The sequence below is a fragment of the Anabaena sp. AL09 genome (assembly GCF_001672255.1).
In the GTDB taxonomy this organism is placed as follows: Bacteria; Cyanobacteriota; Cyanobacteriia; order Cyanobacteriales; family Nostocaceae; genus Dolichospermum; species Dolichospermum lemmermannii.
The window spans coordinates 1-20,939 of record NZ_LJOQ01000083.1; the positions used below are offsets into that span (position 1 = coordinate 1).

The 20,939-nt window shown below is 37.4% G+C and carries 19 protein-coding genes, 1 other RNA gene and 5 pseudogenes; 17 read left to right on the forward strand and 8 right to left on the reverse strand.

What is annotated here, in order from left to right:
• The first annotated feature begins 552 nt into the window (after positions 1–552).
• The 5 genes from rpmI (at position 553) to AN490_RS15990 (ending at position 4,808) form a co-directional block, all read left to right on the forward strand.
• On the forward strand, positions 553–750 hold the full coding sequence (rpmI, locus tag AN490_RS15970; protein WP_015079972.1) for a 50S ribosomal protein L35: 198 nt from the start codon (positions 553–555) through the stop codon (positions 748–750).
• A 20-nt stretch (positions 751–770) separates the two neighbouring features.
• A complete protein-coding gene (gene rplT, locus AN490_RS15975) occupies positions 771–1,127 on the forward strand; it encodes a 50S ribosomal protein L20 (RefSeq protein ID WP_015079973.1) in 357 nt (118 codons plus the stop codon).
• A gap of 110 nt (positions 1,128–1,237) precedes the next feature.
• On the forward strand, positions 1,238–2,023 hold the full coding sequence (locus AN490_RS15980; RefSeq protein WP_300005351.1) for a transporter substrate-binding domain-containing protein: 786 nt from the start codon (positions 1,238–1,240) through the stop codon (positions 2,021–2,023).
• A gap of 70 nt (positions 2,024–2,093) precedes the next feature.
• The gene (locus AN490_RS15985) at positions 2,094–2,618 is read left to right on the forward strand and encodes a tetratricopeptide repeat protein (protein WP_300005354.1); all 525 of its coding nucleotides are present in this window, start codon (positions 2,094–2,096) and stop codon (positions 2,616–2,618) included.
• A gap of 207 nt (positions 2,619–2,825) precedes the next feature.
• Complete coding sequence (locus AN490_RS15990; RefSeq protein ID WP_300005357.1) at positions 2,826–4,808, forward strand: primary-amine oxidase; 1,983 nt, start codon at positions 2,826–2,828, stop codon at positions 4,806–4,808.
• A gap of 78 nt (positions 4,809–4,886) precedes the next feature.
• Here the strand turns inward: AN490_RS15990 and chlP are convergent, their stop codons facing one another.
• Positions 4,887–6,107, reverse strand: a complete 1,221-nt coding sequence (gene chlP, locus AN490_RS15995) for a geranylgeranyl reductase (RefSeq protein ID WP_213801020.1) — start codon at positions 6,105–6,107, stop codon at positions 4,887–4,889.
• A gap of 160 nt (positions 6,108–6,267) precedes the next feature.
• Between chlP and AN490_RS16000 the strand changes: the two are divergent.
• From AN490_RS16000 to psb29, 3 genes and pseudogenes are all read left to right on the forward strand, one after another.
• Positions 6,268–6,477: pseudogene (locus AN490_RS16000) on the forward strand (hypothetical protein); the annotation flags it as partial.
• A 555-nt stretch (positions 6,478–7,032) separates the two neighbouring features.
• The gene (locus tag AN490_RS16005) at positions 7,033–7,404 is read left to right on the forward strand and encodes an STAS domain-containing protein (protein WP_300005361.1); all 372 of its coding nucleotides are present in this window, start codon (positions 7,033–7,035) and stop codon (positions 7,402–7,404) included.
• A 94-nt stretch (positions 7,405–7,498) separates the two neighbouring features.
• Positions 7,499–8,170 carry a photosystem II biogenesis protein Psp29 gene (psb29, locus tag AN490_RS16010; RefSeq protein ID WP_300005364.1) on the forward strand — a complete coding sequence of 224 codons (672 nt, stop codon included), beginning with the start codon at positions 7,499–7,501 and terminating at the stop codon, positions 8,168–8,170.
• A gap of 129 nt (positions 8,171–8,299) precedes the next feature.
• On the opposite strand, the gene ssrA is transcribed toward psb29, so the two are convergent.
• Positions 8,300–8,691: a transfer-messenger RNA gene (ssrA, locus tag AN490_RS16015) on the reverse strand.
• 266 nt (positions 8,692–8,957) lie between these two features.
• Here ssrA and AN490_RS16020 point away from each other — a divergent pair.
• Together AN490_RS16020 and AN490_RS16025 are read left to right on the forward strand one after the other, a co-directional pair.
• Positions 8,958–9,929, forward strand: a pseudogene (locus AN490_RS16020) (SagB/ThcOx family dehydrogenase).
• Positions 9,930–9,947: 18 nt separating this feature from the next.
• Complete coding sequence (locus AN490_RS16025) at positions 9,948–10,322, forward strand: hypothetical protein (protein WP_015079356.1); 375 nt, start codon at positions 9,948–9,950, stop codon at positions 10,320–10,322.
• 26 nt (positions 10,323–10,348) lie between these two features.
• Here AN490_RS16025 and AN490_RS16030 read toward each other — a convergent pair whose 3' ends face one another.
• Positions 10,349–10,822 (reverse strand): hydrogenase maturation protease, encoded by a 474-nt coding sequence (locus AN490_RS16030; protein WP_300005367.1) that lies wholly within the window; start codon positions 10,820–10,822, stop codon positions 10,349–10,351.
• A 200-nt stretch (positions 10,823–11,022) separates the two neighbouring features.
• On the opposite strand from AN490_RS16030, the gene AN490_RS16035 reads away from it, so the two are divergent.
• The 3 genes from AN490_RS16035 to AN490_RS16045 all read left to right on the forward strand — a co-directional run bounded on the left by AN490_RS16035 (position 11,023) and on the right by AN490_RS16045 (position 12,402).
• On the forward strand, positions 11,023–11,391 hold the full coding sequence (locus AN490_RS16035) for an SET domain-containing protein (protein WP_300005370.1): 369 nt from the start codon (positions 11,023–11,025) through the stop codon (positions 11,389–11,391).
• A 305-nt stretch (positions 11,392–11,696) separates the two neighbouring features.
• Complete coding sequence (locus AN490_RS16040; RefSeq protein ID WP_148761886.1) at positions 11,697–11,957, forward strand: hypothetical protein; 261 nt, start codon at positions 11,697–11,699, stop codon at positions 11,955–11,957.
• A gap of 1 nt (position 11,958) precedes the next feature.
• A complete protein-coding gene (locus AN490_RS16045; RefSeq protein ID WP_213711672.1) occupies positions 11,959–12,402 on the forward strand; it encodes an HNH endonuclease signature motif containing protein in 444 nt (147 codons plus the stop codon).
• A 351-nt stretch (positions 12,403–12,753) separates the two neighbouring features.
• Here the strand turns inward: AN490_RS16045 and AN490_RS16050 are convergent, their stop codons facing one another.
• The gene (locus AN490_RS16050; RefSeq protein ID WP_300005377.1) at positions 12,754–13,176 is read right to left on the reverse strand and encodes a hypothetical protein; all 423 of its coding nucleotides are present in this window, start codon (positions 13,174–13,176) and stop codon (positions 12,754–12,756) included.
• A 198-nt stretch (positions 13,177–13,374) separates the two neighbouring features.
• Positions 13,375–14,475: pseudogene (locus AN490_RS16055) on the reverse strand (nickel-dependent hydrogenase large subunit); the annotation flags it as partial.
• 117 nt (positions 14,476–14,592) lie between these two features.
• Here AN490_RS16055 and AN490_RS16060 point away from each other — a divergent pair.
• The 4 genes and pseudogenes from AN490_RS16060 (at position 14,593) to AN490_RS16075 (ending at position 19,009) form a co-directional block, all read left to right on the forward strand.
• A pseudogene (locus tag AN490_RS16060) lies at positions 14,593–16,085 on the forward strand (site-specific integrase).
• A 207-nt stretch (positions 16,086–16,292) separates the two neighbouring features.
• Positions 16,293–17,816: a toll/interleukin-1 receptor domain-containing protein gene (locus tag AN490_RS16065; RefSeq protein ID WP_300005383.1), complete on the forward strand. Its 1,524-nt coding sequence runs from the start codon at positions 16,293–16,295 to the stop codon at positions 17,814–17,816.
• A gap of 541 nt (positions 17,817–18,357) precedes the next feature.
• The gene (locus AN490_RS16070) at positions 18,358–18,597 is read left to right on the forward strand and encodes a hypothetical protein (protein WP_300005386.1); all 240 of its coding nucleotides are present in this window, start codon (positions 18,358–18,360) and stop codon (positions 18,595–18,597) included.
• The gene (locus AN490_RS16075; protein ID WP_300005389.1) at positions 18,584–19,009 is read left to right on the forward strand and encodes a type II toxin-antitoxin system VapC family toxin; all 426 of its coding nucleotides are present in this window, start codon (positions 18,584–18,586) and stop codon (positions 19,007–19,009) included. The genes AN490_RS16070 and AN490_RS16075 overlap by 14 nt, the downstream gene beginning before the upstream one ends.
• A 130-nt stretch (positions 19,010–19,139) precedes the next feature.
• On the opposite strand, the gene AN490_RS16080 is transcribed toward AN490_RS16075, so the two are convergent.
• From AN490_RS16080 to AN490_RS16090, 3 genes and pseudogenes are all read right to left on the reverse strand, one after another.
• Positions 19,140–19,535 carry a retropepsin-like aspartic protease gene (locus AN490_RS16080; RefSeq protein ID WP_300005392.1) on the reverse strand — a complete coding sequence of 132 codons (396 nt, stop codon included), beginning with the start codon at positions 19,533–19,535 and terminating at the stop codon, positions 19,140–19,142.
• Complete coding sequence (locus AN490_RS16085) at positions 19,528–19,746, reverse strand: hypothetical protein (protein WP_027401683.1); 219 nt, start codon at positions 19,744–19,746, stop codon at positions 19,528–19,530. Before AN490_RS16085 ends, AN490_RS16080 begins: the two co-directional genes overlap by 8 nt.
• Positions 19,747–20,379: 633 nt before the next feature.
• Positions 20,380–20,889 (reverse strand): annotated as a pseudogene (locus AN490_RS16090) (nickel-dependent hydrogenase large subunit); the annotation flags it as partial.
• Positions 20,890–20,939: the final 50 nt, after the last annotated feature.

Consider the following 20,939-nt stretch of genomic DNA (forward strand, 5'->3'; position numbering starts at 1 on the left):
TCTACTTTCACATTTTTTTGAAGCATAAAATGGACATCTGCTTTGTGAAGCATAAAGTGAGCTAAAAGCTTATTTTATGATTCAAGTCACATTTAAGGATGTACAGGATTTAGATCCCCGACTTCTAGGATAATTTATTTTGATACAGAATCACCGATAAAAGAAGTCGGGGATCTTTAGTTATTAGTTTAAAAATTGACTCTATATATGCGCGGACAGATTTCCACTCCTAACATTAGTGTAAACCAATTATCGCATCTTGTCAAGTCTTGATGTCAAGAATCATATAAAAAACTGAAAATCAAAAATCTCCACCGCAAACCAACATCCTGTAAGTCCTAAAATCCTGTAAATCCTGATTCAGACAATCCAAAAGTTTACTATATATGCGCGGACAGATTTCCACTCCTAACATTAGTGTAAACTAAAATTTTCGCCTTGTCAAGTCTTGAATTAAGATATTTTGGGAATCCTTGCCGATCTTGCCAAGGGGGCATACAATTTGCCTTTTCTCATATATAATAGTAGATTGTGTTGAATTAAAGCCATCCCATGCCTAAATTAAAGACTCGCAAGGCTGCGGCGAAGAGATTCCGCGTCACCGGTACCGGTAAAATCGTCCGCCGTAAACCGTTCAAAAACCACTTGTTAGAGCATAAATCCTCTAGCAAAAAGAGCAATATGTCCAAAATGGCAATTGTTCATGAACGGGACGAACCTAACGTGCGTTTAATGCTTCCATATTTGTAAAAGATCACAGGTAATAAGATATGACTCGGGTAAAACGCGGTAATGTAGCTCGTAAACGCCGCAATAAAATTCTCAAATTAGCTAAAGGCTTCCGTGGTTCTCACTCAACTTTGTTTAGAACCGCTAACCAACAAGTAATGAAGGCGCTTCGCAGTGCTTACCGCGATCGCAAAAAGAAGAAGCGTGATTTTCGCCGTCTGTGGATAGCACGGATTAACGCAGCTTCTAGACAACACGGTTTAAGCTATAGCCGTTTGATTGGTAATTTGAAAAAGGCCAATGTGGAACTAAACCGCAAAATGTTGGCACAATTGGCAATTCTTGATCCTGCAAGCTTCGCTAAAATTGCGGAACTCGCTAACTCGGTTAACGGATAAAGGTGGCAACGGATGAATAACGGATGTAACAGATGGCACTTCGGAGAATTGAAAATTAAAAATCAAGAAACTTTTTGGCATTTTTAATTGGAGTAAAACGCAGAGCGATTATGAATAAGTTACATCTGGTATTATCCGCTACCCTATCTTTGATTTTTTGGCTGTCTTTTCTCAGTGGAAATTTAACTGCATCTGCCGCAACAATGGCGGAAATTCAGCAGCGAGGCTATTTAAATATGGCAGTTAAGGATAATCTTCGTCCTTTGGGATTTAGGGATGAGAAGGGCAATTTACAAGGGTTAGAGATTGATTTAGCCAAACATTTGGCCAGTGATTTGTTGGGTAAAGCTGACGCTGTAAAATTGCAACCGGTAGCCAATAGCGATCGCTTACCTGTAGTCTTTAATCAACAAGTTGATTTGGCTATTGCTGGAGTCACAGCCACAGAGTCACGTTCCCGCATTGTTAGCTTCAGTGTTCCTTATTATTATGATGGGGCAGCAATAGTTACAAAAAATACATCTATTCAAGAATTAAAAGATATAGACAAAGGGAAAATAGCCGTTCTCAACAACTCTAGCACTGTTGGATACTTAAAATATTTTACACCGTCTGCTGAATTGGTCGGCGTAAATTCTTACGCCCAAGGTTGGGAAAAAATAGAAAATAATCAGGTAGATGGTTTTGCAGCGGATGTCAGCGTTCTTAGTGGTTGGGTGCAAGTACATCCTGAATATCACATATTGCCAACTAAATTATCAGCACAACCATTATCTGTAGTTATGCAAAAGGGATTGCAGTATGATGAGTTAAGACGTAACGTGAATGAAGCGATCGCTCGTTATACAGTTACAGGTTGGCTAAAAGAACGGATAGAATATTGGGGATTGTCGTAATTTAGTGAGAAATATACAACCTAATAACTGATAATAGATAGGGTATTTTAATAATTTGTATTTGTAGAAAATGGATAGCAATTTAGTCGTCATTTATCTGTCAATTTTTGTTAGTTTACTTGCATTTGCAGGTGTGAGTGTTTTTCGTCAAGTATTCAAAACCCGCAAACTTGAAAACTCTCTAGGTAAGTTAAAAAACAAATTAACTAAAGAAAAAGGTACGGCTCAAGAATATTATGAATTAGCTAGTATCTATTCAGAAAAAAAAGTATTTAGCCAAGCCATACCCCTGTTTCAAAAATCTCTCAAAGCAGCCGAAGAAGAGGGAGAAGAATCTATTGCTCCCATTTACAACGGTTTGGGATATGTTTACTTTGCTCAAGAGCAATATGACTTAGCAATTCGTCATTACAAAGAAGCGATTAAATTGAACCCAGATTATGTATCAGCCTTAAATAATCTCGGACACGCTTATGAGAAGAAAAAATTGAATGCTCAAGCCTTGGAAATGTATGAAGCAACACTCAAATTATCACCTAATAACCCCGTTGCTAAACGTCGGGCTGAATCTTTACGTCGCTTAGTTTCTATATAGTGCGCTGGACATATCTCGTTCCCAGTCTCTGACTGGGAATGCTACCATAGAGGCTCTGCCTCTACTATTATTAAAGGCAGAGCCTTCTAGAATTCATTCCCATACAGACTATGGGAACGAGGAGAGTTAAAATATCCTCTTAATCTTACTGTTTCTCATCTTTAGTTGACGAATCAATAAATGTACTTTTTCAGAAAAATGTGCAAGATGATTAAGAGGCTAAATCTTTTTTACAGGCTAACTATTAGCATTATTATTTTTATTAATATCTGCTGGGGATTTTCTAACATTGTATTAGCTGAAGAAGCGATAATTCCACACCCTCTCAACGCCTTAACAGAACAAGAAATTAATACAGCAGTTACCATAGTTAAAGAGAAAAAAAAGCTCAGTGAAACCGCAATTTTTCCCATAATTGCCTTACAAGAACCCGATAAAAAAGCAGTCTTAAATTTTACACCTGGTAAATCATTTCTCCGCCAGGTTTTTTTGCAAGTTTATGAAATCGAACTGAATAAAACCTTTACTGGAATAGTTAATTTAAACACTAAAAACCTCACTTCCTGGCAAGAAATACCGCATGGACAACCCGCTATTTTAAACCCAGATTATGCCATAGCTAACGAAGTTGTAAAATCAGATTTACGTTGGCAAATAGCTATGCAAAAACGGGGAATTAAAGATTTTAAAAATGTAGAAATAAGTTGTTGGGGAGCAGGAATACTAAATAAAGCAGAAGCAAAATCTGGTAATCGAATTTGTCGAGCATTATCTTATTATCAAGGTAAACATTGGAATTTTTATGCCCGTCCCATAGAAGGTGTTTTAGTTATAGTTAATTTAAATAAAGGTGAAGTTGATAGTTTTATTGATAATGGGATAGTTCCTCTTTCCCAAGAAAATTGGGATTATGATGTTAATGCTTTTAGTCAAGTAATTGCACCACCAAAACCATTAAATATTAATCAACCAGAAGGAACAAGTTTCCAAATTAAAGGTAATGAAATTACTTGGCAAGGTTGGAAATTTCGTTATTTAATGCACCCCCGCGAAGGTTTAGTTTTGTATCTTGTCAAATATAATGATGGTGAAAAAGATAGATCAATTTTATATCGTGGTAGTCTTTCAGAAATGGCAGTTCCTTACGGTCATCCTCAGCCCAATTGGTCATTTCGTAATGCATTTGATGTGGGAGAATATAATTTGGGATTATTAGCGAATAAACTAGAATTAGGTAAAGAAATTCCTGAAAATGGAGTTTTATTAAATACAGTATTTGCTAATCCTGAAGGAGAACCTTTTACCATACCTGGATTAATTGGTATCTATGAAAGAGATAACGGTATCCTGTGGAAACATTTTAATTACAGAAATCAACAAAAATATATCCGTCGTAATCGTGAATTAGTCATGAAAATGATGGCAACAGTTGATAACTATGATTACAGTATCAATTGGATATTTAGGCAAGACGGTACTTTAGAAGTAGAGAATGAGTTAACGGGAATTGATTTAGTCCAGGGAACAGCCAGCATAAAACAAACTGAAAATAAGTCATTTGGCAGATTATTAGCTAAAAATATCTTTGGTGTAAATCATCAGCATTTTTTCAATTATCGCTTAGATTTAGATATAGATGGACAAGCTAATTCTGTAATGGAAATGAATGTAGAAGCGTTAGCAATGGGTGATAAAAACCCATTAGGCAATGCTATAACTGTAGAAGATACTCCACTAAAAACCGAAAAATATGCTGTGCGTGATCTAGATATTCAACACAGTCGAGAATGGATGATTGCTAGTGCAAATAAACAAAATAATTTAGGTGTTTCACCTGCATATATGTTAATGCCAGGAGGAAGTACAATTTTGTATGCGGTAGAAGGTGCAAATATTAGGAAAAAAGCAGGTTTTGCAACTCATCATTTTTGGGTGACAAAATATAAACCCAGTGAAATGTATGCAGGTGGAGATTATCCCAACCAAACACAATTGGGGGAGGGTTTACCAAAATATATTGGTGATAATGAATCCGTGAATAATGAAGATCTAGTTGTGTGGTACACAATGGGAATCACTCATATTCCCCGTCCAGAAGATTGGCCTGTAATGCCAACTCACCGCGTTGGTTTTAAATTGATGCCAAGGGGATTTTTTAAGAGGAATCCCGCGATTAATTTGGGTGAGTGAAACAAAAATAATATGTAATTCATTCACCCAGAAAAAAAAGAAGCCCAGAAATAAATTTTGGGCTTCTCATGTCCCCTTTTAGGGCGCAAGGGCGTTACCACGAATTAAGCTACCAAGAGTTTTGGCAGTAATTTTTAATTGAGTGAAGGGGTTAGCGGGAACTACAGTTTTATAAAGATAACTATCAAAAGTTAGCTTTTGTACATCCATGTCATCACACATTTCTACAAATGCTTCGCGGGTAGCATCGGAACGATAGAAGACATTTTGGAGAATGTCTAATACTTTGTAGGTGAGTCCGTATTTCTTATCCCAACGTTTCAGGTATACTTTGAGGTCGGCTTCTGTGGGAATCCGCGCACCGCCGTTAGCTGCTTCTACAATGGCCTCGGCGCACATTCTGCCAGATTTAGCCGCAAAGTAAATACCTTCACCAGAAGACTTGGTAACATAACCAGCAGCATCTCCTACCAAGGCTATGCGTCCAACAACGCGACGGGGACGGGGATGTTCGGGGATGGGGTGTGCCTCTATTTTGATGATTTCACCGCCGGCTAGTTTTTCAGAAGCACGGGCGCGAATACCAGCTTGGAATTGTTTGATTCTGGCTTTGTTGATGTGCATTGTGCCAGTACCTACCGCTACGTGATCATATTTGGGGAATACCCAAGCGTAGAAGTCGGTAGAAACATCATCGCCAACGTACATTTCGGCGAGTTCATTGTAATAGGCCATTTTGTCTTGGGGAAGACGAATACGTTCTTGGAAAGCGATCGCATAATTGTAATCCCCAGCACCCATATCCTTAGCAATGCGGGAATTTGCCCCGTCCGCACCAACGATTAAATCCACTTTCAGGGTTTTAGTAACGCCCTGCGCTCCTTCTCCTGTATGGTCAACGTAGTGGATTGTATAGGGGTCAGACTTGCCGGCAGGAATATCAACTTTATGAACAGTGGCGTTAATTAAATTTGCCCCTAATTTTTCCGCCCGGTCCCGCAAGAAGCCATCCATCACTTCTCTGCGGCACATTCCTATGTATTCATCTTGATTTATTAGATTGATATCAACCTCACGATTAGAGGGAGAAATCATTTTCATTTTGCGGACTTGACGGTCAATAATTTCTGGAGGTAAGTCAAATTCCTTCACCATACAGAGGGGAATAGCACCCCCGCAAGGCTTGGCGTAATCTAGCTTCCGCTCAAATAAATAGGTTTCAATCCCAGCTTTAGCTAGTGTTTCAGCAGCGCATGAACCCGCAGGTCCTGAACCAACAACAGCAACCCGTAGTGTCAAAGGTTTTCTCCCAATTATAAACATTTTCCCAAAGTATCCTATCACGGACTTTTGGCTGAATTCCTTCTATAGCTCTATGTTTTGATAGAAATGCAATATTCCTTAATATTTCGATATAAAACCCCCACATTTCTTATCCTATAAGTAGAGATTAATCAATGATGAAGCCGAATTACCCCGGCTATGGATTTTTTCTCCTACTGCGTCAGCGGAACTTCTCGCAAGTTTTAATACAACTGGAGATGAAGAAAACTGGGGAAAAGGGATTTATTTTTGGGGAGAAGGCTTAAAAACCGTAATTATTGCGATTCACCAACTCCCCAACACACCAGAAACCCTATTTCTGAGAATTTTAGGGAAAGGGCAAGTAACTAGTAGTCTGTCAATCCAAAAATGACGGGTAAAGGCAAGCAGGGGGAGAAGAGGGGCAGGGGGAGTAGGGGAGGGGAAAACAGAAGTTTTTTCCGATCATTACCCGTCAAAATAAATTTGACGAACTACTAGTTGCTTATTTGCTAATTTTTCTTTACGTATGCTATAGTATGCCAATGGCATACATACCACTGGTGAAAAGCGGTCGAATTTCTGGGATTGCACCTAAATACGTTGAGGAAATATGCAGATGAAGGGAAAATCAAAAGCATCAAAAAACCCCGCAGGACAAAGGCTGTATGATGTCGAATCATAGATCAACGGTAGCTCAGAACGAGCTACATTTGTTACTGCCGAGTCAGTTCCTCAAAACAGCGAGATGATAGCCTGCGTGGCGAAGCCATTCTTGACAGACAAATCGCTTATATGCAGTCTCTTTACCCAGAAGCCGAAATCATCAAAGACATCGGTATCGTCCTCTGGATATGGATTGATAGTTTCTCACTTTGTGAGTGTGTTGATTAGCAAATCTTAGCAAAAAAGTATCGGTTCAGTGATTAATATAGATCAAAAAATCCTTACAACTGAAGACGGTCATACCGTTATGGTATTGACACCCGCTGGTCGCTTAGATATTACTACTGCTTGGCAATTTCGTCTCAAGCTACAGGAATGTATTTCTAAACACAGTCCTCATGTTGTTGTCAATCTCGGCCAAGTAAATTTTATTGATAGTTCTGGGCTGACTTCTTTATTAGCTGGGATGCGTGAAGCTGATAGGGTTAATGGTAGTTTTCGGATTTGTAATGTTCATCCAGAAGCCAAGCTGGTGTTTGAAGTCACAATGATGGATACTGTATTTGAAATCTTTGAGACGGAAAAACAGGTTTTAGAGACTCGGCACCAGATTTTCACTGGTCCATAGGATTTATCAACTCCTTTTTGATCTGACTTTCGCTAATTAGCTCTGATTAGTTCATACTAGATAACAGGAATACGTCTTTACTAAAATTTTCTTTGTGAATAACGTCCGTACAGTATCTGATACAAAAAGAACCTTTTACACTCTTCATACCAGGCCGATTAATACTATTTACCGCCGGGTAGTGGAGGAGTTGATGGTAGAAATGCACCTACTATCAGTCAATGTTGATTTTAGCTACGATGCGATTTATGCCTTGGGCGTTGTCACAACTTTTGACCGCTTCATGGATGGCTACCAACCAGAACAGGACAAAGAGTCAATTTTTCTGGCAATCTGTCAGGCTGTGGAACAAGACCCCCAGAGCTACCGACAAGATGCCTCCAGATTGCAAACTTTAGCTGCCAGTTTACCAGCTAAGGATTTGATCACTAGTTTAAGTCAAGCAAGTCCCCTCAATCAAGATGCAGATTTGCAAAAGCAACTAGAAGCGGTGGCCGCAAATTCCAACTTTAAATATAGTCGTTTATTTGGCGTTGGTTTATTTGCATTATTAGTCCAGTCAGATCCTGAACTTGTCAAAAACGATGAGCAAAGGGCTGAAGCACTAAAAGCAATCTCTAACGGGTTACATATCTCTGAAGATAAACTCATCAAAGATTTAGAACTATACAGTTCTAACCTAGAAAAAATGGCGCAAGCACTCATAGTCATGGCAGATATTTTGACAGCAGATCGCAAAAAACGCGATGCTTTAAAGCAAGCCTAACTATCAGCACTATCCCATACTAATAAATAATTTGGGAACGGGATATCCATGTTGAGAAATCCCCCAAATAGCAAAAAGCCCGCTTACATATCAAAGTGTTTAGCGGGCTTAAAAATTATTGAAAATTGAAAATGGAGCTTATGGGAGTCGAACCCATGTCCAAATTGGGTATTAACCCTCCACTCGTTCACAGGTTTAGCCTCTCTGACCCTCAAGGCGGGAATCGTTCATTATCCCGAACGTAGGATGCTCTGATTTAATCTTAGCCTTCAAGCCAACCAGAGAACGCTTGTTGGAGCATCCGTTGGGGGTTAGGTCTTTAATCCTTAACGGAGTCAAATTAAAGACGCTCGAACCTATTAGAGGTTTCTTAGGCAGCTACTAGAGCTTCCCGACGAGCAAATTTTACGATATTGTTCGCATTTACTTTTTTTTTGAGTCTTTGATTTGCGAGAGATGACTCGCTCTCGACCTGAATCACAGAGTAGCTTTCGCCAACCTGTCGAAACCGTTAAAGCCCCATGTACTTCACACTTTTATTATAGTACAGAATTTTGCAATTTGACAAATAAGTTGATTACCATTCCTGTTGCTGAAAACTGGCGTTGCTGATTAAGGGTATGAATTTTAGTCTCACACAAAGCCGCAAAAGCCCAAAGGTAAGAGTTTTAAAGGTTCAATTTGGGAATTTCATACCTTCATAATACAATCCTAACATGAACTTACAAAATTTGGTTTACTGATAAAGCAATTGATTTTGCCAGCAATATAGAAGTTTTAAGGTTACTTGTCGGTACAAGTTAATCCTAATTATGTAGATGCCGCTACACAACCAACTTCTTTTAAAGTTTATCCTCGTTTTTATCGTCGGCTGCAATTAAATCGCAATAATCCTATTCATACTTTTTTGTGGTTAACCAGTGCTATTACTTGAGAAAAGATATATCAAGATAGTCCCTATAAATTGCGGGTAAATCCGTCTGCGGGGGCTTTATACCCGACAGAAATTTATGTACAAATACGTGGGTTAGAAGGCATAATAGATGGCATCTACCATATAGAAGTTGAGAATAATTGTCTGACCTTAATTTATGAATTAGGCGATGATGGATTGGATAATTATGTTATACCAAATAAATGTATTAACGGATTCATCTTTTTAGTTAGTTGTGTTTATCATAGGTCTAGCTGGAAATATCAAGACAGGAGTTTGAGATATTGTTTGTTGGATAGCGGACACCGTTTAGGTGCTATCGCTGCTTTTTGCATATCTTCATGAAAACAACATACAACTAGGCTTTGATTTTGATAAACTTATTCTCAATGCAGATTTGGGATTTGAGAATAAGGAGTTTATTACTAGTTGTGTGATATCACCAGAAGCGCAAGAAAAACCAGTCAGACGCTTAAGGCTACCTATTCCTTTTGTCTGTGGTACTGACTATTTTCAAGTTAATCAATGTGTTGAAGATGCCTATCAAACAACGTCTTTACAGCCTAGTCACCAGCAGCAGCTAGAACATCCTCAATTTAATTCTGACCGAGAACGGTTTTTGGAGAACGTTTGGAATAGGTGTCCGATTATTTGAGTTATCAAACGGCTATGCAATTAGCCGGATTTGTCGGACAGAGAGTGTATTTATTTAGCAACTATTGGGAAATAGATTGTAGTGGTATTGGTGCTTTCTATGATCATGAAACCCAAGCCTTTCTAGAAACCAATAAGGACGTATTGTATGCAATGGCAATTGGTAAATAAATAGGAAAATAACTGGAAATGGCGAGAAGAGAACATCAATTCCATGCTGATGATAAGCACCCTATACAGCCAACATCAGCAGATATTATGCTTCGACAACAATTGGAGCATTCAATTAGCAAATACTTTTATGAAGGATGCGATCGCATTATTCATAGTTTATTGTCTAATTGTCGTTGGTATGCCACAACTCATGCGAGTATTTTGACTTTAGTAATTGAATGCCCTGACCAAGTTACTAACTGGCAAATTTTGCAACAAATTGTCCCTATGGCAAATGTTCTTTATGGCATTGTTAGCAGTGCCAAAATCCGGGTTTGTCCTCCCGATAGTCAAACTGTACCCTTTGAAATGAGAGTAGATGAGTTGCCAGTTTATCGTGATTGGATCTGATGCAATTGGGGATTTGAGATTGTTGATTAAGCCATAACATTCTGTTGGATAACTGTAATTAGTTCGGCAAAAACTAAATCAGCAGAATGTTGCACAACAGGACTTAATTCCAGCCCAAAATCCAGATTTGCAGCTTCAATCAAATAGACTATCACCTCTTGAGGAAAATCATCTAAAAAGATTTTTCTCCCAGCAGCCAAGGCATGATCCCAACGAAAATCATGTAAGTTGTAACTAGGTTCGGGCAGTGCTTCTAGTTCGTTCCCTGGGACTTTAAATATAGCACCTGCTTCTGAACCTGTGCAACTAGCATCAAGAATAATTAATTTTTGACTTCCTCTCGCTTGAAACATCACTTCCATTCCCGCAGTTCCACTATCGAAAACGCGGATGTTGGGGTGAGGATTTTGGGCGAGATATTGCTGTAAACGTTGGGCAATAATTACGCCGACAGCATCATCATTCCGATTGAGATTGCCACAACCAATGATAGTTAGCATGGGATATTTATAATAACATGAATATTATCAACTTTGCACAAAAAATTAAAATTTACGGAAATTTTGACTACATCTTTGATCATTGACTTTATAGTGAGTTTAGTAGCCGTAAGTCAGTGACAAAAATTTGTCTTTATCTTCTCTGCGTTTATCTGTAGTGGTTAGTCAAAAATCATTCTTACCCATGACAGAATTGCTATATGCTAGTATTTCGTGATACAGATACTAAAGGTAGAGGGATATTTGCCCAGCAAGATTTTGCTACAGGAGATTTAATTGAAAGAGCCGCTGTGATTGTTATTCCTAAACAGCAAGTTAAGTTAATTACTAAAACGGTGTTATTAAATTATTATTTTGGTTGGCATGGAGAAAGCGGGGCGATAGGTTTAGGTTTTGCTTCTCTTTTTAATCATTCTTATCATCCCAATGCGGTTTATATTAAGAATTTTGCTAAAAATGTAATTGATATTGTTGCTTATAAATATATTCGTGAAGGGCAGGAAATTACGATTAATTATAATGGGCAGGTTGATGATATTTCTCCTGTTTGGTTTGATGTAGAAGAGTAGGTTGGGTTGAGGTAAGGAAACCCAACATTTACTATTGTCAGAATCAGGATTTTCAGGATTAAAGGATTTTCAGGATTATTTATTGATAATTTATTCATTTTGAGTACATAAATTCCTGTGTCTAATATTAAAAATTAACATCTACTTCCTGAATTAAATAATCTGGCATTTGCCGAATTTGAGCAATAGTTTTATCTTGAATATTCATACAAATTTTAACCCAGGGTTATTTGTGCATTTGCTATAATTATAACTCAATGATATGGCTACGCTATCAGACAAGTATTGTAAAAAAGGATACCGCCATGAATACATCTGTTAAAACAATCAAAGTCTATGACGAAATTGTAGATTTCATTGCTGCTGGTACTACTCCCGAAAGTGTGATTAACTTCCACCTTTCCGAAACAGCACAAAACCGTTTAGAGGATTTAATTGATAGTGCTAAAAATAATGAACTAACGAAACAAGACAAGGAAGAATTAGAGTATTTTTTGACTTTAGAACACATTATTAGATTAGCTAAAGCTAAGGCTCATAAATATATTAACGCTGAGGGTAAATAAGGTGTCTCGTACTTACATTAATTTAGAAATAAGGCGTTTAGTTGTGGAACGTGCTGGTAATATCTGTGAATATTGTCTAATTTCAGAAGAAGATACTACATCTTGTCAAGTTGATCATATCATTAGTGTCAAACATGGTGGAGCAAGTACGGATGATAATCTCTGTTATGCTTGTGTTTTCTGTAATTTGCAAAAAGGTACAGATTTAGGTTCAATTAATTGGCGAAATGGTGAATTAGTGAGATTTTTTAACCCTCGTAGAGACTTTTGGGGTGATCATTTTCAACTTAATGAAGCTATCATTCAACCATTAACAGATATTGGTGAAGTAACATCCCGTATTCTCGATTTTAACAAAAATGAACGAATTATAGAAAGGCAATTATTGATAGAAGTTGATAAGTATCCACCAACAGCAGCAAAAGAAAAAATGAGTAAGAATTAGTGTCAATGACAATTCTTTGCTCAATCATCACTTTCAAGAATTTCTTTGAGCTTTTCTTCTGTCATACCTTTTGCTTCAGCATTTTTGCCAACTTGATCACAAAATTCCTGAAACTCATTTTTTAGCAATTTAGTCAATCTTTGATACTCATATTGTCAGAATCAGGATGCTCAAGATTAAAGGATTAACAGGATTGTTTATTGATGATTTATTCATGTTAAGTACATAAATTCCCATTTCTAATATTAAAAATAAACATCCTGTAAATCCTTAAATCCTGTAAATCCTGATTCAGACAAAAGTTTATAATTCTCCGCGTTTTTCTGGGTGGGAATTACCCACCCTACAAATTTATAAACTCACACCATGTTTTTTGGCAATTTCCACAAGTTTTTCATATTGATGTTGTGATGCTTTAGCTAAAATTGCATCTGCTTCTTGTGCATTACTACCATCTTTAGGAATTAAATACTTAACATAAAGAGAAACAAAATCAACCACAGCAGCTAAACCTGTTAATTCGTGTTTATCGGCTTGTTTTCCAGCAATTACAGCTACTAACCCGGCTCTAATAGGGTCAGGTCTTACCTTCATAAATTGGTCAACTAATTGCTTAGAATAATCCGCTGGTGCTAAATTCTTTAACTTACTTTGATCGGGTTTAAATTCTAATCCTGCGGCTGTTGACTGCTCCAACATACACCATTCTATAAATTCTTGCAATGCAGATTCAGGAAGCTGAGGAAGATATTGATGTAGTTCTAAATTAGACACAATTAGTTACCATTTTTAGTATTTAGTAATTCCTAATTGATAATTCATAATCTGATAGTTAGGAATTATCAATTATTCCTTAAAATTCAGACTAACCCACTGATTTGGGAACTTTTGTACTGCACATAACAATTATATAGAACCCTGACTTATCGAAAAATAGATCCCCGACTTCTTAGAGAAGTCGGGGATCTTAAATTAAGCTGTTCTAAAACGAGCTAATTCTTCCCCAGTTTTCGCGTCGTGGGCGTGAACAGTACACACCAAACATGAATCAAAAGAACGGGCGACATGACCCACTTCTACGGGGTCTTTCGGGTCTTGAATTGGTGTTCCGATTAATGCTTTTTCAATCGGTCCTAGTTGTCCTTCTCCGTCACGGGGTCCAATATTCCAAGTACCGGGAGCGATAACTTGATAGTTTTTAATTTTGCCTTTTTCGATTTCTACCCAGTGACATAATGCACCTCTAGCGGCTTCAGTTGCACCCCAACCTTTACCATCTTTTTCTTCAGGTTTAATATACCAAGGATCGTTTAATTTGAACTCTCTTAAACACCGTTCGGCTTGACGATATAGTTTAACTATTTCGTGGACTCTTCCTAATTGACGAAGATGAACACTTGCACCACCCATTTGCTTGAATATGTCGAGAATAAATGGGTCATAATGTTGCCAAGATTCCCCATGATTTCCCCCTGCAACTAATTGACGAGCGAGGGGTCCTGCTTCTAATCGTCCTAAGTCTTGGTGGAGAACGGCGCTTGACCAAGAATATGCCCCATTAAAGTCTTTTTGATTGTGATTAATTGGCTTTGTAGTGCGATCGCTTGGATGCCAATTTTCTCTACCTTCATCATACCAAGAATGGGTTAAATTCTCCCGAGCAAATGATTGATTCATTAAGCTATGAGTATCAGTAAAACTATCATAAACACCGCCTTTCATAATCACAGCAGCGTTACGTCCTTCAATGGTTGGTTTATTGTATTTATCCTCATGGGGAATATAACCCCAAGTCACATATTTACCGACTCCCGCACCATATCTATCTAAACCGATATCTAAACCCATTCTCCAATATAAACCTAAGTCAGATTCTCGATGTTTAACATCTTCATTTAACCACTTTTGAAAGTCCTCATAAGATTGAATTTCTTCATATCTTTCTAAAGAACAACCTAACCAAACTGGTTCTAACCAATTGGTGCGGAAATATTCCAAAATTGCCCAGGCGCGGGTAATATCAGTTAAAGTGGGGGCGCACATCACACCACCAGGCACCATATAACTGCTATGACAACAGGTGATATTCTAAAAATGTTTCTGAGTAACTTATTTTTAAAGTAATTTTGCTTGGTAATAACATTTTATTTTCACTATTTCAGCTTATATAAATAAGGGAATATTTAGGGAATGGACAGGCAAAATCAGGGTAATTGTGAGGGTATATATTCCACATCTACACAGGAATATACAAATGCAGACTCAACCGATTTATTCGCCGATATATTTGCCGATTTTGAACCGCAGAACACCACAGACGGTAGGTATAGGGAATGACGAAAATAAAAGCAACAGAATTACAGTATCAAGCAGTTTTTGAACAGAAGTTAATTGCAGCTAATAATAATTTAAAAAGAGAGAGAATAAGAGTTAGTATTAAACAAACTGGCAATTCTCTCCAATTACGAGCTACCTTACCTTTAAAACCAGGAGATTACAGTTTAGGTAAGACAAAAAAGCAGTATGATTTATCTCTAGGAATACCCGCAAATTTAGAGGGATTAAAAACTGCAATTGAAGAAAGTTATGAGTTGGGTAAATTAATTGCTCGTCATACTTTCGAGTGGAATGAGAAGTATTTAGGAATTAAATCGAGAGAGAAGCAAGAGATCAAAACTATTGGGGAATTATTAGATACTTTTGCGGAAAAATATTATCAAACCCGTCAGAAAACGATCACCAGTCAAAATACTTTTGCTAACTATATATCTGTAATTAAAAGAAACTTGACTCTCTCCCATTTAGCCACAAAAGAAAATTTTGAGGAAGTTATTAATTCATTTCAGGGAAATAAAAAAAATGAACTGATTGCGGTAAGTTCTGTTTTGATTAAAACCTTTAATTTAGGATTTCAACTCGATGTCAAACGAGATCATGTCACTCCTGCTTATCGAGAAATACCTGAAGATGAAAAAATAATATCGGCTTTTGACCTCTTTGAAAAATTCGCCCTCAACCGCAAAAATACAAATATTAGTGATGGAATAGACACCTGGGAAATGTGGCGTTGGGTATATGGAATGTTAGCAACTTATGGGTTAAGACCAAGGGAATTATTTGTAGAACCGGATATTAATTGGTGGATGTCTCCCCAAAATATAGACCATACTTGGAAAGTGAATAAAAATACCAAAACTGGATATCGAGAAGTTATTCCTTTTGTTCCTGAATGGATAGAATTATTTGATTTACATAATCCCAAACCATTAAAGATTTTAGAACAAAAGGTGGCAAAAATTGCATCTGTGCAAAATATTAATTGGATGCGGAGAGATATATCCAGATGGTTTAGAAAGGTGGGAATTGAGTTTCAACCTTATGATTTGCGTCATGGTTGCGCGATTCGAGCGCATCTTCAGGGAATACCGATTAAAGCCGCAGCAGATAATTTAGGTCATACTGTTGATGAACATACAAAAACCTATCAAAGATGGTTTGGGATTGAAAACCGGAAAAAAGCCTTTGGTGAGGTAATTAGTCAAAAGTCGTTAATTGAGTTGCAGAAGAATGAAATTTTGGCGTTGAGGGTGGAGAATGAAAGGTTAAGGTTGGAGGTGGAAAAGTTGAAATTTTTGGAAAGAAAAAATGTAGAGGACTGCGAACAGGTTTATCACTACGGTTAAGAACATCTTGAAAATTCTGTCTAATGTCCTAATTAGAATGTTATGAGGAAAATTTCTGGACAGCGATAAATATACTGAATCATTCCGTCTATTACCCAGAAAAGGATGATAGCCAGAAAATTTATTGCTATCCACCCAAATTTAGGTATTTATCTGGAAATTTTCTGTATAATAGCTGTATATTAGCGATATTCCGAAAGGTGCCTCATGAATAGTCAGTTACTCTTCTCAGATTATTTTGAAATCGACGTGTCTGTTCTAGATGAATATGGTGCGTTAAATATATGTATTGAGGCTGATTTACCTCTGTTTATTGACCCTTTTCTACTTTTTGCATCAGATAAACCAAAATATAAAGCTTTACACGACAAGATAATTGAACACTTAGTAAATCTCAAAAAAATTGCTGCAAATAACCCTCAATCTGACTTACATCTTTTTCAATTCCCAGAAGTCAAACAGAATTGGCTAGGATTGTGTAAATGGGGTAATAACGGGAAAGGATTGGGTCCAGAGTTTGCTCGCAACCTTATCGCAGCATTCAATGGATTTTATGCCGACTTTGGAAACGAAGTTATTACATCTTCATCCCATATAGAAAAGCTTACACTGGTAGGCTCAGGGATTGGTAGAGATTTCATTAGTGATTTTACGACTAATTTGATTCTAGAGCATTTGCTAGAGTACACGCAAAAGTTTGCAGAGTTGCATTTGCAAGAGAATAGGCGAAAGAAGTTTTCTATTCGCTGCTCTTTTGATTCTAGTTTAATGATTTGGAAACCCAAAACTTTCGATCTACCATACTTCTACAAGGGAGATAATAATGAAGATTATCTAATTCTCACTCCTATAGATATTCTTACCAAAGATGATGCTTTTATCTGTCACAGGGATTTTACGAGTAGGTTTAGGCAAATAACAAATGCACTAGAAAACTCGGCTCTTAGAGATGCGATAAACCGTTATTTTAAAGATAGACTTCCAGATAAACCTAAGAAAGCGGAAATTGAACAGGCTATCGATGCTACAGTTCAAAAGTATCCAGAGATTCTTGATTACTACATACATCATCAAGAAAAAAATCGAGATAAGGCAGCAGCGTTATCTGCTGAAAAGGTTAATAACCTCCGTACAGAGCTACTTTTGTCATTGGAGTGCCGACATATGACTACACAAAAAGAGGTATGTATTAGCTATGCTCGTGGAGGAAGTAGCGGTGAAATTGTAGATAAGCTATATCAAGTTCTTAAGGACAAAAATATTGATATTGTTCGTGATTCAGAAGAGTTGGAGTATAAAGACTCACTAAAAAACTTTATGCAAAGATTGGGAAAAGGTAAATGTGTAGTTACAGTTATAAGTGATAAATATCTCAAATCTAGATACTGTATGTTTGAATTAACTGAGTTTATTGAAAACGGAAATTTTAAAGAAAGAATTGTCCCCCTTGTTTTAGAGGATGCGAAGATTTATGAGCCACTTGATATCGTTGAGTATATTATATTTTGGGAAGAGAAACTTAAGGCTGCGGAGCAAGCAATGAAGTCTGTTCAACTTGCCAACATAGCACCAAATATAAGAGAAGATATCGACTTGTACTCAAAAATTACTCGAACAATAAGTGGGGTTATTGGTCATCTAAGAGATATGCTAATTCCGTCAAGTGATATACACCAGAATTCAAATTTTGAAGATGTTGTGAATGAAATCAATAAGATTCTTTCAAAATGAATTTCTTTTATTTTTTTCAAGTGCGTTCCCCACAACACTCCTAATGAATCTGCTGATAAATTACTGGAAATGCACCAGGATTAGAGACTTTAATCAAGCGATCGCAGTCTAGAGGTGCAGAGGTGTTAGATTTGCTGTTTAACATCTTTGAGAAAAGCGATTCCTTAACTGCGATTAACTGCGATCGCTAATATTGGGGAAATGCGATCGCTCAAAATCCATTGTCTTGTGCTTCTTTAACTGCGATTAACTGCGATCGCTAATATTTGGTTAATGCGATCGCTCAAAATCCATTATCTTGTGCTTCCTTAACTGTGATTAAATGCGATCGCTAATATTGAGTTAATGCGATCGCACAAAATCCATTGCCTTGTGCTTCCTTAACTGTGATTAACTGCGATCGCTAATATTGAGTTAATGCGATCGCTCAATTTCCATATCCTTGTGCTTCCTTAACTGGGATTAACTGCGATCGCTAGTTCTGGTTTAAGTGCGATCATTTTTTGCTAAACTATAATCAGGGAAACAGAAAAATGAGATTATGAACTTAGATACAATTCAACAAGATATTGCGTCTCTTCCTCCCGATGCACAACAAATCATAGTCGAACTCGTAGAAGTCCTGAAAAAACGCTACCTTCAGAATCAACACGAATCTTCAGAAAATTCCTTGCAAGACTGGTCAGACTTTATCGGTTGCATAGAAGCTGAAACAGACCTCTCAAAAAACTATAAAAACTACTTAGACCGTGAACTTAATCAAAAATATGATCATAGTTGATACAGGCTTTTGGTTAGCTCTTGCCAATAAAAAGGATGCAGTTCATATAGCCGCCAAAAAACGATTTCAAGATTTAGCTAATCAGCAATTTATTACAACCTGGTGTGTCGTTACAGAAACTTGCTATTTATTACAAAAAAGAGTAGGAGTAGATGCTCCAAAAATCTTTATTCATAAAATTTCTACAGGAAAGCTACAAATCTTTGATCTCAAACAACATCATTGCCAGCGTATTGAAGAACTGATGGAAAAATATAAAGACTTACCGATGGATTTAGCCGATGCCTCTCTCGTTATTCTGGCAGAAGAATTAGGTCATGGACAAATTTTATCGGTTGATTATCGAGACTTCAACACCTATCGTTGGAAAAATACAGAACCGTTCGATAACCTCTTTAATAAATTTTTATGACGTAGTGCGATAGCGTTCGCAAAGCGTCCCGGAGGGAACTAGCGCTCTGTAGGAATCGCTCAAAATCCATTTTCTTGTGCTTTCTTAACTGGGATTAACTGCGATCGCTAATATTTGGTTAGTGCGATCGCTAATCACCTCGGATAATTTTTATCTTGCATTCTGATCGCTCAAAACAGACATCAAATTCTCGAAAAAAGTTTGTTTGTCCCAGGATTAAGGGTACATGAGAGGCTTCTACCCAGGCAAATGCTAGACGAACGGGTTCAAGATTCCCAATTTGAACTTGCACAAATAACCCTCGTGCTTCAACCTTTGCAAGATTTCCAGCCAATGGCAAGCGGACAGTTTGATTATCCCAAATTGCACCTAATTTTAACCCAATGTCATAAGGTAAAAGATTGACCGTAGACCCAGTATCCAGCAGTGCATTTGCAGAAACAGAAGAGTCTGCATAACTCAGAATGACAGGAATTGTGGGTAATGCTTCATCGTCAGAAAAGGGAAACTCAACTATACTACGCATGAGTTGATGTCTCTTTGTTATCCTGAATCATCTGCATTAGAATGTTTGCAGCTTCCGTTGCGTGATATTGCGACCAAACCGGGTACTCTGATGCAGAAAAGATGACTTGTAGTTCAGCGTCTGGGATTTGTGTGGCTAGGAGTTTGAAGAGTGATAATTTGTCTGACTGACTCAGATTGTTGACCAGAGGAATTAACTCAGTGAGTGACATGGTTTAAACTTCCATACAGGCAATAATACATTGATCATAAGTCATCTGTGAGGTAAATTCTAACGAGTCCGTGAAATATCTTTGAGAATGTCTTGTGATTCTTTAACTGTGATAGTGCGATCGCTAATATTGAGTTAATGCGATAGCGAAGCGCTCCGCAGGAATCGCTCAAAATCCATTGTCTTGTACTTCCTTAACTGGGATTAACTGCGATCTCATGGGTAAGAGATCGCTCAAAATCCATTATCTTGTGCTTCCTTAACTGGGATTAATGCGATCGCTAGTTCTGGTTTAAGTGCGATCGCTCAATATCCAAATAAATCAATACTTATATACTCAAGCCAAGCTGTAAATATTCTAACTTTTATACTAAAAATTACGTATTTATATTGAGAAAAAACCGGGTTTATATTTCAATAAAAAGAAAAAATTATACTTAACTATTTGCCTTTAACTTCCTGAACAGCGATTAAGGGAAAAATTAGGTAACGTCTGAAAACACCAAATAACTAAAATAAATGGACTTATGATATGGATGGGGTGGATTTATGGCCTCATTTAAGGAAAAACCAGGGAATAATTAAATCTAATCTGAATAATCCTGACTATATAAGCAATTCCCTAATTTATTGCCATATAACTGCTGTGCGGCCATTGTCCACCTAATAAAGCGTAGATTTCTACAGGCTTACTGGAAATTGTAATGCCGATTTCATAGGATTTACCTGTGAAGGCAGCAAACCGCCGACAAGCCTCATCATAAAAATGACTCCGGCGATAATTTTTATTAGTTAAATCAATGGCAAATAAGCCATAAAAGTAGCGGGGAATACTTTGGATTGTTTCAACAATTTGACCTAAGTTTCTCGCTAAAATTGCATTTCTCGGAACTTCTGTTCCCCAAGCTGTATCCAACGCCCAAGAAGCGGAACTCAGGTGAGAACCGCCACAAATTCCACAAATTCTAGGGGTGACAATTAAGCCGGCTTGGGGGTCTTTTCCGCGTAAAATTATTTCAAAGCCGCGAAAAAGTTCAGCGTGAGTCCAAGCGTTTGTGACATATCCATTTTCGATTTCGACACGCACATCTAAATCACCCTCGACTCTACCGACAGGTGAAATATCTAATGTTTGAATTGGCATATTTGTCCTTTATTAGTTATTAGTTACACGACCTCTCCCCTAACCCCTCT

Bases quoted from the DNA above. Each gene is read 5' to 3' on its own strand.
- AN490_RS15985 (WP_300005354.1), top strand. From the start codon at position 2,094: ATGGATAGCAATTTAGTCGTCATTTATCTGTCAATTTTTGTTAGTTTA.
- AN490_RS16085 (WP_027401683.1), bottom strand. From the start codon at position 19,746: ATGTCACTCACTGAGTTAATTCCTCTGGTCAACAATCTGAGTCAGTCA.
- AN490_RS16080 (WP_300005392.1), bottom strand. From the start codon at position 19,535: ATGCGTAGTATAGTTGAGTTTCCCTTTTCTGACGATGAAGCATTACCC.
- AN490_RS15980 (WP_300005351.1), top strand. From the start codon at position 1,238: ATGAATAAGTTACATCTGGTATTATCCGCTACCCTATCTTTGATTTTT.
- AN490_RS16075 (WP_300005389.1), top strand. From the start codon at position 18,584: ATGATCATAGTTGATACAGGCTTTTGGTTAGCTCTTGCCAATAAAAAG.
- AN490_RS16040 (WP_148761886.1), top strand. From the start codon at position 11,697: ATGAATACATCTGTTAAAACAATCAAAGTCTATGACGAAATTGTAGAT.
- AN490_RS16030 (WP_300005367.1), bottom strand. From the start codon at position 10,822: ATGCTAACTATCATTGGTTGTGGCAATCTCAATCGGAATGATGATGCT.
- AN490_RS15990 (WP_300005357.1), top strand. From the start codon at position 2,826: ATGATTAAGAGGCTAAATCTTTTTTACAGGCTAACTATTAGCATTATT.
- AN490_RS16025 (WP_015079356.1), top strand. From the start codon at position 9,948: ATGGCGAGAAGAGAACATCAATTCCATGCTGATGATAAGCACCCTATA.
- AN490_RS16065 (WP_300005383.1), top strand. From the start codon at position 16,293: ATGAATAGTCAGTTACTCTTCTCAGATTATTTTGAAATCGACGTGTCT.
- AN490_RS16070 (WP_300005386.1), top strand. From the start codon at position 18,358: ATGAACTTAGATACAATTCAACAAGATATTGCGTCTCTTCCTCCCGAT.
- AN490_RS16035 (WP_300005370.1), top strand. From the start codon at position 11,023: ATGCTAGTATTTCGTGATACAGATACTAAAGGTAGAGGGATATTTGCC.
- rpmI (WP_015079972.1), top strand. From the start codon at position 553: ATGCCTAAATTAAAGACTCGCAAGGCTGCGGCGAAGAGATTCCGCGTC.
- rplT (WP_015079973.1), top strand. From the start codon at position 771: ATGACTCGGGTAAAACGCGGTAATGTAGCTCGTAAACGCCGCAATAAA.